The 12,620-nt window shown below is 61.0% G+C and carries 12 protein-coding genes; 5 read left to right on the forward strand and 7 right to left on the reverse strand.

Going from position 1 to position 12,620, the window contains the following annotated elements:
* Positions 1-104: 104 nt before the first annotated feature.
* Positions 105-1,130 carry a sugar ABC transporter substrate-binding protein gene (locus GDN47_RS16005; RefSeq protein ID WP_113331992.1) on the reverse strand — a complete coding sequence of 342 codons (1,026 nt, stop codon included), beginning with the start codon at positions 1,128-1,130 and terminating at the stop codon, positions 105-107.
* Positions 1,131-1,375: 245 nt separating this feature from the next.
* Between GDN47_RS16005 and GDN47_RS16010 the strand changes: the two genes are divergently transcribed.
* A complete protein-coding gene (locus GDN47_RS16010) occupies positions 1,376-2,623 on the forward strand; it encodes an ROK family transcriptional regulator (RefSeq protein ID WP_113390025.1) in 1,248 nt (415 codons plus the stop codon).
* Positions 2,607-3,041 carry an RbsD/FucU family protein gene (locus GDN47_RS16015; protein WP_113331990.1) on the forward strand — a complete coding sequence of 145 codons (435 nt, stop codon included), beginning with the start codon at positions 2,607-2,609 and terminating at the stop codon, positions 3,039-3,041. The genes GDN47_RS16010 and GDN47_RS16015 overlap by 17 nt, the downstream gene beginning before the upstream one ends.
* A 198-nt stretch (positions 3,042-3,239) precedes the next feature.
* Here the strand turns inward: GDN47_RS16015 and GDN47_RS16020 are convergent, their stop codons facing one another.
* The 5 genes from GDN47_RS16020 to GDN47_RS16040 all read right to left on the reverse strand — a co-directional run bounded on the left by GDN47_RS16020 (position 3,240) and on the right by GDN47_RS16040 (position 8,748).
* A complete protein-coding gene (locus tag GDN47_RS16020) occupies positions 3,240-4,277 on the reverse strand; it encodes a 4-hydroxyproline epimerase (protein WP_145322336.1) in 1,038 nt (345 codons plus the stop codon).
* Between the two features lie 170 nt (positions 4,278-4,447).
* A complete protein-coding gene (locus tag GDN47_RS16025; RefSeq protein WP_371865516.1) occupies positions 4,448-5,740 on the reverse strand; it encodes an alpha/beta hydrolase in 1,293 nt (430 codons plus the stop codon).
* Between the two features lie 562 nt (positions 5,741-6,302).
* Positions 6,303-7,184 carry an aldo/keto reductase gene (locus GDN47_RS16030; RefSeq protein WP_152093746.1) on the reverse strand — a complete coding sequence of 294 codons (882 nt, stop codon included), beginning with the start codon at positions 7,182-7,184 and terminating at the stop codon, positions 6,303-6,305.
* A gap of 212 nt (positions 7,185-7,396) precedes the next feature.
* Positions 7,397-8,041 (reverse strand): TetR family transcriptional regulator, encoded by a 645-nt coding sequence (locus tag GDN47_RS16035; protein WP_152093747.1) that lies wholly within the window; start codon positions 8,039-8,041, stop codon positions 7,397-7,399.
* A 59-nt stretch (positions 8,042-8,100) separates the two neighbouring features.
* Positions 8,101-8,748 (reverse strand): class I SAM-dependent methyltransferase, encoded by a 648-nt coding sequence (locus GDN47_RS16040; RefSeq protein ID WP_152093748.1) that lies wholly within the window; start codon positions 8,746-8,748, stop codon positions 8,101-8,103.
* A 217-nt stretch (positions 8,749-8,965) separates the two neighbouring features.
* On the opposite strand from GDN47_RS16040, the gene GDN47_RS16045 reads away from it, so the two are divergent.
* Positions 8,966-9,886, forward strand: a complete 921-nt coding sequence (locus GDN47_RS16045) for an oxidoreductase (RefSeq protein ID WP_152093749.1) — start codon at positions 8,966-8,968, stop codon at positions 9,884-9,886.
* A 74-nt stretch (positions 9,887-9,960) separates the two neighbouring features.
* On the opposite strand, the gene GDN47_RS16050 is transcribed toward GDN47_RS16045, so the two are convergent.
* Positions 9,961-10,434 carry a BA14K family protein gene (locus GDN47_RS16050; RefSeq protein WP_113330028.1) on the reverse strand — a complete coding sequence of 158 codons (474 nt, stop codon included), beginning with the start codon at positions 10,432-10,434 and terminating at the stop codon, positions 9,961-9,963.
* Positions 10,435-10,583: 149 nt separating this feature from the next.
* On the opposite strand from GDN47_RS16050, the gene GDN47_RS16055 reads away from it, so the two are divergent.
* Both GDN47_RS16055 and GDN47_RS16060 read left to right on the forward strand, forming a co-directional pair.
* Positions 10,584-11,033 carry a MarR family winged helix-turn-helix transcriptional regulator gene (locus tag GDN47_RS16055; protein ID WP_113330027.1) on the forward strand — a complete coding sequence of 150 codons (450 nt, stop codon included), beginning with the start codon at positions 10,584-10,586 and terminating at the stop codon, positions 11,031-11,033.
* The gene (locus GDN47_RS16060) at positions 11,030-12,586 is read left to right on the forward strand and encodes an MDR family MFS transporter (RefSeq protein WP_152093750.1); all 1,557 of its coding nucleotides are present in this window, start codon (positions 11,030-11,032) and stop codon (positions 12,584-12,586) included. Before GDN47_RS16055 ends, GDN47_RS16060 begins: the two co-directional genes overlap by 4 nt.
* Positions 12,587-12,620 lie beyond the last annotated feature (34 nt).

The raw sequence follows: 12,620 nt of genomic DNA on the forward strand, positions 1-12,620 counted from the left end.
GCCCGACCGACGTGACTGTTGCGATTGTCTTCTCCCTGTCAAAGAGCCGCGCCATGAGGCGCATGACGCGGCTCCGAAGGGACTATATCACATTCGTGAGGGGCTTAGCCCCAGCACTTGTTGAGACCTTCCTTGGTGTCGATGGACTTCAGACCGGAGACCGGCTTGTCCGTCACCAGGGAAACACCGGTGTCGAAGAAGGTCTTGCCTTCGGTCGGCTTCGGCTTCTCACCCGAGTCGGCGAACTTCTTGATCGCCTCGACGCCGAGGGCCGCCATCATCAGCGGATACTGTTGGGCGGTTGCGCCGATCACGCCATCCTTGACCGACTTGACGCCGGGGCAGCCGCCGTCGATCGACACGATCAGCACCTGCTTTTCGAGGCCGACGGCCTTCAGGGCCTGATAGGCGCCGGTTGCAGCCGGCTCGTTGATCGTGTGGATGACGTTGATGCTGGAATCCTTCTGCAAAAGGTTTTCCATGGCCTTGCGGCCGCCCTCTTCGTTACCGTTGGTGACGTCATGGCCGACGATGCGCGCATCGGTTTCGTCACCGATCTTGTTCGGATCCTTCGGGTCGATGCCGAAGCCGATCATGAAGCCCTGGTCGCGCAGAACGTCGACCGACGGCTGCGACGGCGTCAGATCGAGGAAGCCGATCTTGGCGTCTTTGGCCTTGTCGCCCAGCGTTTCCTTGGCCCACTGGCCAACGAGTTTGCCGGCGAGCAGATTGTCCGTGGCAAAGGTGGCGTCGGCCGCATCGGCCGGCTCAAGCGGCGTGTCGAGCGCGATGACCAGCAGGCCGGCATCGCGTGCCTTCTTGACCGAGGGAACGATTCCCTTGGTGTCGGAGGCGGTGATCAGGATGCCCTTCGCGCCATCTGCGATGCAGCTCTCGATCGCAGCAACCTGGCTTTCGCTGTCGCCATCGATCTTGCCGGCATAGGACTTCAGCGTCACGCCGAGTTCCTTGGCCTTGGCGGTCGCGCCCTCTTTCATCTTCACGAAGAAGGGATTGGTATCTGTCTTGGTGATGAGGCAGGCGGATACGCCGGCCGCCTTGGCCGGAGCGGCAAATGCAACGCCGAGCGCCAGGGCGGCGACGGCGGCGGAAATAACAGATTTCTTCATTCAATCCTCCCGATGTTTAAAAGCCGGACCTTCCGGCAGCCCCGGGCCTCAACCCGGCTTGAAGACGCGCCATGCCTGTCGGATTATTTCCAGTGGACCTCCTCCACGGCCATATGCGCATCTCCTACCCCCATATCTGAACCTAAAGATTTCCAGCTGTCAATAAATAAATCGGATTGAATTATTAATTCGATGTGGCATTCTTGAAAAAAATCAGGCATGGCCATGATGGAAGGAGCAGGCCCATGTCTCTCGTGCAGGACCCGGAGGACACACCCACAACACCGGCGATTCTCGACCCCTCCGGGGGCGCGAACCAGCTTGGCGTGCGCGCCCATAACGAGCGGCTCGTGCTTTCGCTCGTTCGCCGTCACGGCGCGCTGTCGAAGGCCGATATCGCGCGGCGCAGCGGGCTTTCGGCGCAGACAGTCTCCGTCATCATGCGCGCGCTGGAGAAGGACGGGCTGCTATCCCGCGATGCTCCGGTGCGCGGCCGTGTCGGCCAGCCATCCATTCCCATGCGGCTCAACCCGGATGCGGTGCTCTCCTTCGGCGTCAAGATCGGCCGGCGCAGCGCCGACCTTGTGCTGATGGATTTTGTCGGCGGTATCAGGATGCAGCTGCATCAGACCTACCCATATCCGCTGCCGCAAGACATCATCGCCTTCGTCACGGCCGGCATCAGGGAATTGGAGGGACGCCTCCATGATGACCAGCGCCGCAAGATTGCCGGAATGGGCGTCGCGGCACCTTTCGAGCTCTGGAATTGGGCCGAGCAGGTAGGTGCCCCGCCCGGTGCGATGGATGCCTGGCGCGGCTTCGATCTGAGAACCGAAATCGCTTCGCGCGTCGCTTACCCTGTCTTCCTGCAGAACGACGCCACCAGCGCCTGCGGTGCCGAGCTGGTCTTCGGCGTCGGCCCGCATTATCCTGATTTCGTCTATTTCTTCATCGGTTCCTTCATCGGCGGCGGCATCGTCCTCAATTCATCCGTCTTTGTTGGCCGGACCGGGACGGCCGGCGCGCTCGGCCCTCTGCCCGTGCGCGGCCGCAACGGCGAGAACCGGCAGCTTCTGGAAATCGCCTCGATCTTCGTGCTGGAAAACCTATTGCGGGATCACGGTTTCGATCCACGCCCTCTCTGGTATTCGGCGGATAATTGGATCGATTTCGGCGAGCCGCTGGAGATCTGGATCCAGGATACGGCCAAGGCACTGGCACAGGCGATCGTCGCCTCTGCCTCCGTTCTTGATTTCAGCGCTGCCGTCATCGATGGCGGCTTCCCCGGCTGGGTGCGGGAACGCGTGGTGCGCGCAACCATCAAGGCAGCGGCGGAGCTGGATCTTCAAGGTGTCGTCATGCCCGAGATCATCGAGGGCGCCGTGGGGCCGCAGGCCCGCGCCATCGGCGGCGCCAGCTTGCCGATCTTCGCGCGCTACCTCATCGACCAAAACGTTCTTTTCAAGGAGATTGAGCATGCTGAAGGGCATTGACCCGCTGTTGAGCCCGGAACTTCTGGCGACGCTACGCGCCATGGGCCACGGCGACGAGATCGCCCTTGTCGACGGCAATTATCCCGGTCTCGAACATGGACGCCGCCTCATCCGCCTCGACGGCCATGGCGTCATTCCCGTGCTCGATGCAGTGCTAAGCGTGCTGCCGATCGACGATTTCGTGCCGCAGGCGATTTTCCGGGCAACCGTCAAGCAGGACCGCGATGCCGTCGACCCCGTTCATGCGGAGATGATCGAGTGCTGTGCCCGTCATGTGCCAGATATGAATGTCGTGCCGTTACTGCCGGCGGAATTCTACGAGCGGGTGAAGCAGGCACATGCGCTGATCCAGACCAGCGAGCCCCGGCTCTATGGGAATATCATTCTGCGCAAGGGTGTGATTTATCCAGCAAAATAGCAGGCCCGCCGCTCATCCGGCCTTCGGCCACCTCTCCCCGCATGCGGGGAGAAGGAGATGGGCGCAACCGCAGCCTTCCTTCCCATACTTTACTCAGACGAGGATACAGGACTAGTCCCCTCTCCCCGCCTGCGGGGAGAGGGTTAGGGTGAGGGGCGAAACTCTCATAGATGGCAGAAGCTAATCATCCGCCTACCCTCAAATATCTCCAGCTGAAGGCCCCCAGACATCCGTCATGGCAAAACCTTCCGCCATCGGGTCGAAGGGATCGAGCGCCACCTGGCTCAAGCCAAAGGTGAAGCCGCGGCCGGTGATGGTCGGGATGACGGCCGGCTTGCCGGCAACTTCGGTCTCCGCCAGCAGGCCTACCTCGAACTCCGAACCGATGATCGAGCGGGATTTAAAGACATCGCCGACCTTGGCCTTGCCGCGGGCATGCAGCGTCGCCAGATTGGCGGAATTGCCGGTGCCGCAGGGCGAACGGTCGGCGCGGCCGGGCCACATGGTCGTGCAGGTGCGGATCGCGCCATCGGCGTCGATATCGCGGAACATGACATAGGCGACGCCGGAAATTGCGGGAATTTCCGGGTGGACCACGGTCATCGCCCGGTTGATCGCTTCCTTGAGGATCATGCCGGCCTGCACGAGGGCGGCTGCATTGGCCTTTTCGATCTTCAATCCGATCTGGCCGACATCAACAAGCGCATAGAAAATCCCGCCATAGCAGAGATCGAGCTTGATCCTGCCCCATTGCGGCGTCTCAAGCTCGACATCCAGCTCATGCACAAAGGACGGCACCATAGTCAGACGCACCTTTTCGCAGCGGCCGTCGCGGCAGGTCGCAGTCGCGCGCACGAGACCGGCGGCCGTATCGAGCGTGACGACGGTTTCAGGCTCCTTCATCTCGACAATGCCGGATTCGAGCAAAGCGGTGGTCACGCAGATGGAGTTCGAGCCGGAGCTTGCATGTGCCTGATCCGGCTGCAGGATGATGAAACCGGCATCGGCTTCAGGATGCTTAGCCGGCAACAGCAGGTTGACGGAGCCGATCGGCGCACCGCGCGGCTCCAGCACAAGGAAGCGCCGCAGTTCCTGACCCTTCGGATCCGTGTTCAGCCAATGCAGCTGCTCGGCAATGCTGTTACCGGGGATTTTCGGGACGCCGCCGATGGCAACCTTGCCGATTTCACCTTCGCAGTGGACATCCAGCAGCTGGATCGTGCGCTTCCATCTCATTTCACAGGCTCCCATCGGACGTGTTGCGTCATGTCACCGCCAACGCGGGCATTCTGGCGAGTAAACCGAGCGCCATGCACAGTTCTCTGATATATCAGATCGAGCGGCGTGGCTATGGCATTTTGTGGCGGCGCTGAAACGCCTCCGCTGAGGGAGATGCCGCGAGAGCGCTATTGCTTCAATGCGTCGCCGACATTGTTGCCGGTCGCCTCGACGCTATCGCCGAGCGAGCCGACGGTATTGTTCGCCGATGCGCCGACGCGACGCCATTGCTCGCCGTAATTCGCCCGGGTCCGAGGATCGAAAATGGCAATCGGCGCGCTGACGGCAGCACCCGCGACACTGCCGACCGTCTGGGCAGCACCCATGGCGACCGCGCCGACGGCATCGCCGATGCCGACATCGGAATCGGTGATCGTCTGGCCAGCAATCAGCCGCGCGCCGATCAGCTTCACCACTTCCGGGCTTTCGGCGAACTTGCCGTGATTGAGGCCATCGCCGGTCTTGAGCTTGGTGAGATCGAGCACCGTGATCCCCTGTTTTTCCAGTTCGCTGCGATAGGGTTCAGCCGTCGGATCGATCTGGCCGAGGCGATCGATATTGCCGGAGATCCGCCGCGACAGCGAAAGCGCGCGGTCATCCCGCGAGACGAATAGCGTGAAATGCGGTTTGTCCTTGCCGAGTGCGGCGAACTGCCGCCCGAAGACATCGACGTCGAGGTCGGGCGAAGCGAGGATGACGTTCTTGATCTTCGGCGCGACGCGGCCATTGCGGATCGCCATCTGCCGCAGCGATTCGACCGCGAGCCAGCTGCCCATCGAATGCGCCATGACGGTGATATCGCCGACGGCCGGATCGGCCGCAACGCGACGCAACAATTCCTCAAGCGAGTCGCGGGAATAGTTGGTGCTCTCCTTGTCATAAGCGTAGTCGAAAATGCTGGCGCGCGACGGCCAGGTGAACACGATCGGCGCGACGTCGGCGTGCGAATCGTGAACGATCTGCGCGAAGCGGTAGACGGCATCCTCGTAGCGGTTGTTGAAGCCATGCACGAAAATCAGCACACGCTTGTTTTTCGGCAGTTCCGCATGCACCCAGGCTCGCCCGTCCGCCTCCGTCGCCAAAGGCTTGACGGCCGTCGTGACGAAATTCTTCAACGGATCGCCTGGCAGACGGCTCGGCCACTGCACCTGACCGACCTTGCGATTGGCCTCCGGCGGAATGGAAACACTGACGGCATCCACCTTGAGCCCCGGCCCGCGCTCGCCGGAAAACAGAATGGCCGGGTCCTTGTCCGGCAGGCGTGTCGTCGCGACGAGGAGATCGACCTTGGATGTGCCAGGCACGTTTTCACTGATGGGCTGCATAACCCCGATGGGACGGCCGCATCCGGCCAGCGACAATGTGGCAACGACAGCTACAGTTCGGAAAAACAGCTTTCCCCATCGGTCCGAACCCGCCATGCGCTGCATCATGCAACCCTTCCTTACCGCCATAACGTCGCGCCACTCTACGCATGCATGTCCACGGCGCAAGCGACTCCAGCGGTTCTTTGGCTCATGACGCAATGCTAATTCGCGACAGCATTGCAAAGGCGCAACGCAATCATCCAACACCGCTAACTGATGATCCGACTGGAAATAAAAAAAGAGCCCGATGCGGGAGGAGGATGCATCGGGCTCTTGATCCGGATTGGCAACTGGGAGGAGGAGGAGTGTTGCCAATCATTGAAGGAGCGCTGGGAGGAGGAGTGCGCTGCCTTCGAGGGAGTAGATATAATGCTCGCGACAGCATGAACAGATCATCTTTCGCATTGCAGCAATGCAATGAGCGCATTGCTTTCTCCGCAGATGCCAAAAATATCGCATAGCACCGGCATTTCCGAGGTTCCAACGCCTATTTTGCAGTCGTTATCGACCTAAATCCTGAGATTCACATGATTGTGATCGGCGTTTCTGCATGGGAAAGCACCCTCGCCGACGCTTGTCCGGTCAGCAACCGCCGACCGGACGAACGAATTTCGGCTTATGCGGCCTTGAAGGCTTTCTTGCCCTCGGCATCGAGCGCAGCAAACTCCTCGTCGGACAGAACGATATCGACCGCTGCGGTATTTTCCTCAAGATGCTTGACCTTGCCGGTTCCGGGGATCGGCAGCATCACTGGGCTGCGCTTCAGCACCCATGCAAGAGCGATCTGGCTCGGAGCGGCATTGTGCTTCTTCGCGATGGTATCGAGCAGCGAACCTTCCTTGGCAAGATCGCCGGCGGCCAGCGGGAACCACGGGATGAAGCCGATGCCGTGCTTTTCGCAATAGTCGAGCACGTCTTCGCTGGTGCGATCAACCAGGTTGTAGCGGTTCTGCACCGTGACGACCTTGAAATGCTTCGATGCGGCTTCAATGTCGGCAACGGTCACTTCGCTCAAGCCCGCATGACGGATGATGCCGTCACTTAGCAGCGATTTTACGGCATCGAATTGCTCCGCCGCCGGCACCTTGGAATCGATGCGATGCAGTTGCCAGAGATCGATGCGATCGACGCCAAGGTTGCGCAGGCTCTTGTGCGCCTGCTGGATCAGATATTCAGGGCGACCCACAGGCACCCAGACATTCGGGCCGGTTCGGGTCAAACCGCCTTTGGTCGCGACCACGAGGCCATGACCGTAGGGATGGAGAGCCTCCTTGATCAGACGTTCGGAAACATCCGGACCATAGGAATCGGCCGTATCGATGAAATTGATGCCGAGTTCCGGCAGGCGCCTCAGCGTAAGGACGGCTTCGTCATGATCCTCTGGCTCACCCCAGATACCGGCGCCGGTAATGCGCATGGCGCCGAAACCGAGACGATGAACGGGAAGGTCACCGCCGATCTTGAACTGACCGGACTTGGCTGCGTCGAATTCTGACATGGTTATAGTCCCTTTTGCTGATCTGAAATGTAGCTGGCGTTTCCGGCATCCGAGGGGAGCCGAGATTCGAGGGGCAAATCGAGGGTTTCGCGAGGGAGAGATACAGTCGCGATCCGATACTAGATGGGTCTGCATCGCGGCATATGCAATGTATCGATACGCGATGCGTCGCGACCGATCAGGACGGTTTCCCTTAGTCTAGCCAGGTGCCATCATGTACGCCGTTGCACCTGTTTGCCGAGATCGGCAAGCGTGGCCCAAAGCTCATCGAAGAGGTTACGAGCGAACTGCTCTACGGAAACATCCTGCGGAGATTGCATCCAGCGCTCGCTGCCGATGCGCAGCATCGTCACGACCGCGGCCGCAAGCATGCCAAGACGAAGACGCTCCTCCTCGCTGCCGCTGCCACGGGCAAACAGTGCATCCGCAAGCTTCTTCTCCAGCTTGGCATATTTGAGTTGGTCGCGTGCTTGAAGCGTCGGCGTATTGTGAATCAGGGCAGCCAGAGCAAGGCTCTGCGGATCGGCGATGGCAGCACGAAGGGCAGAATTGACAGCCCTCTCGATGACGTCGACGATCGAAGCATCTTCGGGCTGGGCCGCGACCGCGCCGATCAGCTCGCGGGCAAAACCATCCTGCCAGGCGGTGACTACATCTTCTTTGCTGGGGAAATAATCGAAGAAGCTGCGCTTGGAAACATCGGCAGCTTCCGTGATGTCCTCGATGGTGGTGGCCTCGAAGCCACGATCGAGGAACAGCCGCAAGGCGGCGGATTCGATGCGCTCGCGGGTTTGACGACGCTTGCGTTCGCGCCGGCCTTCCTTCACCGCGCTATCGACATCCGGCTTTTTCGCCATCCGCTACCCCCGGAACTCACTTCGGGCCGCCCCAAATCGGCCTTGCCGGCTTCCGGCGCCTAAGCGCTGATTCCGGCATTCTCTCCGGTGCTACGATATTTGGAGCCAGCAATCGAGAGCTCCAGAGGATTTTGCCGCGATATCCTGTAAACGCCGGCCGGCGGAATGTTGCGCACCGTACCGCCGATGCGCTTTGCCGTAAGCCCCAGGCTTTCAAGGATCGGTTTCTGCACCGGACAGCGCGGGCCGTAGGTGAACTGATAGAAAGCTCCTCCCGGCTTCATCGTTTCAAAGGCACCACCGACAATGGCCACGACCTTGGAGGGCGGCATGGACAGCAGCGGCAGGCCGCTGATGACGGCGCCGAAAGGCGCGTCATCGAAAAGTCCGCATCGGCTGAGCTGCGCCGCATCCATATGCACCACCCGCGCCGCCGGAAAACGCTCCCGCAGGCGGACAGCGAACTCCTCGCCGAATTCGACGAGTGTCAGCGCACTTTCGGGAATGCCACGCGCCAGCAGCGCCCGCGTGAATACGCCGGTGCCCGGACCGAGTTCGAGGATCGGACCATCGAACGGCTCGATCTCCTGGGTCATCAGCCTTGCCAGCCTCTCACCGGAGGGCGCCACAGCCGCAACACGCAGGGGATCGCTGACCCAGGAGCGGAAGAACTGCACAAAATCAGCGCATGAGGTCTTTGTCGTCATTCCGCAAATCCAATCTTCGGTCACATAATTTTATGAGGGCCGAACAGCGTGGCAATTCGAAGGCATGCCACGCCATTAGACCGTCGAAAGTCATTGATATGCAAGCATCATCGCATATTTTGCACTTACATATTTTCATTTATTGCAAACTTGCATTTAGTGTAGAAATTACCAGATACAATGGGCAATGCCAAAATCTCTTCACAGGAGCTCCGCAATGCCAGACTGGACAATAAAAGATATTCCGCCGCAGACGGGCCGCATCGCAGTCATTACCGGCGCCAACAGCGGCATCGGCTACGAGGCAGCAAAGGCTCTGGCAGGCGCCGGCGCAAAGGTCATCATCGCCTCACGAAACGAGGCCAGGGCCAATGAGGCACTCGCCAGGATCCGTGCGGCGACACCGGGCGCAGACGTGACATTCGAAGCGCTCGATCTTGCCAGCCTCGATTCCGTCGCGCGCACGGCAACCCGCATCGGCGATAGACTGCCGCATATCGATCTGCTCATCAACAATGCCGGTGTCATGGCCATCCCGGACCGGCATGAGACCGAAGATGGTTTCGAAATGCAGATGGGCGCCAATTATATAGGCCATTTCGCCTGGACGATGCGGCTGTTGCCAAAGGTTTCTGCGGCGGAAAATCCGCGAGTGGTCACGGTGAGCAGCCTGGCGCATCGCAACGGCAGGATCAATTTCGACGATCTGCAGTGGCGCAAGCGCTATCGTCCCTGGCCCGCCTATTGCCAATCGAAGCTGGCAACGCTGCTGTTCAGTCTGGAACTCGATCGCATCGCCCGCGCCGAAGGCTGGAAGCTGAAAAGCGTTGCCGCTCATCCCGGCTATGCCGCGACCGGCCTGCAGACCACGGGTCCGCGCATGGGCCGTGATCGGGCCGGCAGCCTCGAAATCGCGACAAAATTGCTAGGCCCGTTTCTATCGCATACGGCAGCAGCCGGCGCCCTCCCGACCCTCTTTGCAGCCACCTCGCCTGCGGCGGAGGGCGGCGCCATGTATGGCCCGAACGGTTTCTATGAGCTCAAGGGCCCGCCGGTGCGTGCCAAGATTGCCGCTCATGCCCGTGATCAGGCGGTCTGGCGTCGGTTGTGGGACATCTCCGAACAGTTGACCGGTTGAAGACACGCCTTCCCGCGACGGTCTGAAAAAAATCCCCCTCCGCGAAACGGAGAGGGATTTCGATCTATTTCGTATTACGGGCTGACGCACTGGCGGCGCGGCCCCTTGCTGGGCTGATAGGTATTGTCCGACGCACGATAGGTCTTGTAGCGGCTTGCACACCAGCGGACATGCGCACTGCCGCGCGGCGGCTGCGAAACGGCTCCGCCAATGATCGCGCCGGCGGTGAAGGCGGCCATGGGATACCACCAGCCATCATGACGCCGATAGCCCGGACGGTGATAGCGATAGCCGCGATGGCCATGCCAATAACCCGGGCGATGATGCGGACGGTGGTGAGGACGATAATGCGGACGGTGACGCCCGCGATAGTGCCTGTTGTGGTGGCGATATTGAACTTCGGTCAGGCCAGCGGGCTGATTGTCGGTTTGCTGGATTGCCGGCTGGATCAGCGGCTGAATCGGTGCAGCGGCCGCGGGGTCGAAAGACGTTACCGCAAGCAGGGCGCTCAGGGCAGTCACGGTTACGGTTGTCAGGAATCGTTTCACAGCTCTTCTCCTCCTATCGAGTCGTAATACTGATGAACAACGCGCAATGATTGAAAATCTTTCACAATATTATTGCTTGCGCAAGTACATGCCGCACGATAGGTATATAGATAGGAAGCCTATCTATCTAGATGTGAACGAGTCTATCGATGAGCAAAGCCGACCGTCATCACGGAATCGAGGAAGCCTACGCGCTGGCCGAGGTGCTGCGTCCCGCCCTCCATCGCCTGCATCGACAATTGCGGCGCGAGAGCGACGAGGCCGGACTGTCGCCGCTGCATGCCTTGTTGCTCGTCGCCATCATGCGCCAGCCGGGCATCGGCGTTGCCGAATTGGCGCGGATGGAGAAGCTGCGCGGACCGACGATTTCAGGGCATGTGAAAGCCATGGAGCGGGATGGCCTCATCGCCCGTTCGGAACCGGACCCGAGCGACCGGCGCCGCAATGGTCTGGTGGCGACGGAGAAAGGTGAGGACATCATCCGCAGCCTGAAACGGCGGAGAACCGACTGGCTCGCCTCCGAACTCGCCAAACTGTCGCCGCAGCAGCGTGACGCCATTCGTGCCGCAATCGAACCGCTCATGGAGATCGGACAATGAATACCGCTCGCCCGAATGTTGTCCCACCATCCGCTCCGGCGGCAGGCGACCCGCCCGATCGTCGCGAGATCCGCGCCGTCATCCTCGGACTGATGATCGTTCTCGGCCTCGGCGCCATAGACCAGAGCATCGTCGCGACGGCGCTGCCGCGTATCGTCAGCGATCTCGGCGGGCTGACGCACCTCTCCTGGGTGGTCAGCGCCTATGTGCTCGCCTCAACCAGCACCATGCCGCTCTATGGCAAGCTCAGCGACCAATATGGCCGCAAGCCGATGATCTATGCGGCGATCCTCATCTTCCTTCTCGGCTCGGTGCTGAGCGGCATGGCGCAGACGCTGCCGCAGCTCATCATCTTCCGGGCGATCCAGGGTATCGGCGCCGGGGGATTGCTGCCGCTGGCCCAGATCATCATCGGCGATATCGTGCCGCCAGCCAGACGCGGCCGCAATCAAGGTTCGATCGCAGCCGTCTTCGCCATCTGCAGCGTCATCGGCCCGATCGCCGGTGGCGTCATCACCGATCTCCTGTCATGGCACTGGATCTTCTACGTCAACCTGCCGATCGGCGCCGTCGCGCTCGTTATGATCGGCCGGGCGCTGAAGCGGCCACATCAGGCGCGCAGCCGCCGCATCGACTATCTCGGCGCGGCGCTGCTGACCAGCTGCACGACCAGCTTCCTGCTGGTTCTGGCCCTCGGCGGTAACGAATGGGCCTGGAATTCGCCTGAGATTTTCGGGCTTTCCGCCCTTGCACTCGTTCTCTTCGTCTTTTTTATCCTGCACATCCGGCGCGAACCAGAGCCGGTGCTGCCGCCCGATCTCTTCCGCAACCGGCTCTTCGTCGTCGCCTGCACCGTGCTCGCCCTGACCTTCATGGGAATGCTGGGCGCAAGCCTCTTCTTTCCGCTGTTCTTTCAGATGGTCATGGGGGTCAGCCCATCGCATTCCGGCCTGCTTACCGGCCCGCTGATGATCGGCGTCGTCATCTCCTCCATGGTCAACGGTCGGGTGCTGCTGCATCGCTTCGGGCGCTACAAGCCGGCGCAGCTCTGCGGTCTCAGCCTCGCAACCGCTGCCTTCGCCGTACTCGCCTGGGCGGCCGCCACCAGTCAGGGCTTCTGGATCATCGAGCCGACGGTCTTTGCACTCGGCCTCGGTCTTGGCCTCGTCATGCCCACAATGACGATCGCGGTGCAGAATGCCCTGCCCCTAGCCCATCGCGGCGTGGGAACGGCGACGCTCGCCTTCTTCCGCTCGCTCGGCGGCCTTATCGGCGTTACCGGCTCCGGCGCCATTCTTGCCTATCGCGTTCAGAATGCCAGCGGCGCGCTGGATGGGATGCATGTATCGTCCTTGACCGAGGCTGGCATGAAACAGCTCGCTACGGCCTCTCCCGAGGCTCATGCCGCCGCGATAGCACTCTATCGTCACGCGATCGCCATGACCTTCGCAACGGGAACAGCCATCGTGGCGCTGGCGCTGATCGTGCTGCTGTTCTTGCCGGAATTGCCGCTGAAGACGGATCATGGGCAGGAAACGAAGCGGCAGGGGTGAGCGGCGTGCGAAGCAATTGCAGTCACCTAGGAAT

Source organism: Martinezella dioscoreae (genome assembly GCF_009176305.1).
In the GTDB taxonomy this organism is placed as follows: Bacteria; Pseudomonadota; Alphaproteobacteria; order Rhizobiales; family Rhizobiaceae; genus Rhizobium; species Rhizobium dioscoreae.

Bases quoted from the DNA above. Each gene is read 5' to 3' on its own strand.
- GDN47_RS16020 (WP_145322336.1), bottom strand. From the start codon at position 4,277: ATGAGATGGAAGCGCACGATCCAGCTGCTGGATGTCCACTGCGAAGGT.
- GDN47_RS16015 (WP_113331990.1), top strand. From the start codon at position 2,607: ATGCTGAAGGGCATTGACCCGCTGTTGAGCCCGGAACTTCTGGCGACG.
- GDN47_RS16030 (WP_152093746.1), bottom strand. From the start codon at position 7,184: ATGTCAGAATTCGACGCAGCCAAGTCCGGTCAGTTCAAGATCGGCGGT.
- GDN47_RS16060 (WP_152093750.1), top strand. From the start codon at position 11,030: ATGAATACCGCTCGCCCGAATGTTGTCCCACCATCCGCTCCGGCGGCA.
- GDN47_RS16010 (WP_113390025.1), top strand. From the start codon at position 1,376: ATGTCTCTCGTGCAGGACCCGGAGGACACACCCACAACACCGGCGATT.
- GDN47_RS16005 (WP_113331992.1), bottom strand. From the start codon at position 1,130: ATGAAGAAATCTGTTATTTCCGCCGCCGTCGCCGCCCTGGCGCTCGGC.
- GDN47_RS16040 (WP_152093748.1), bottom strand. From the start codon at position 8,748: ATGACGACAAAGACCTCATGCGCTGATTTTGTGCAGTTCTTCCGCTCC.
- GDN47_RS16055 (WP_113330027.1), top strand. From the start codon at position 10,584: ATGAGCAAAGCCGACCGTCATCACGGAATCGAGGAAGCCTACGCGCTG.
- GDN47_RS16035 (WP_152093747.1), bottom strand. From the start codon at position 8,041: ATGGCGAAAAAGCCGGATGTCGATAGCGCGGTGAAGGAAGGCCGGCGC.
- GDN47_RS16045 (WP_152093749.1), top strand. From the start codon at position 8,966: ATGCCAGACTGGACAATAAAAGATATTCCGCCGCAGACGGGCCGCATC.
- GDN47_RS16025 (WP_371865516.1), bottom strand. From the start codon at position 5,740: ATGGCGGGTTCGGACCGATGGGGAAAGCTGTTTTTCCGAACTGTAGCT.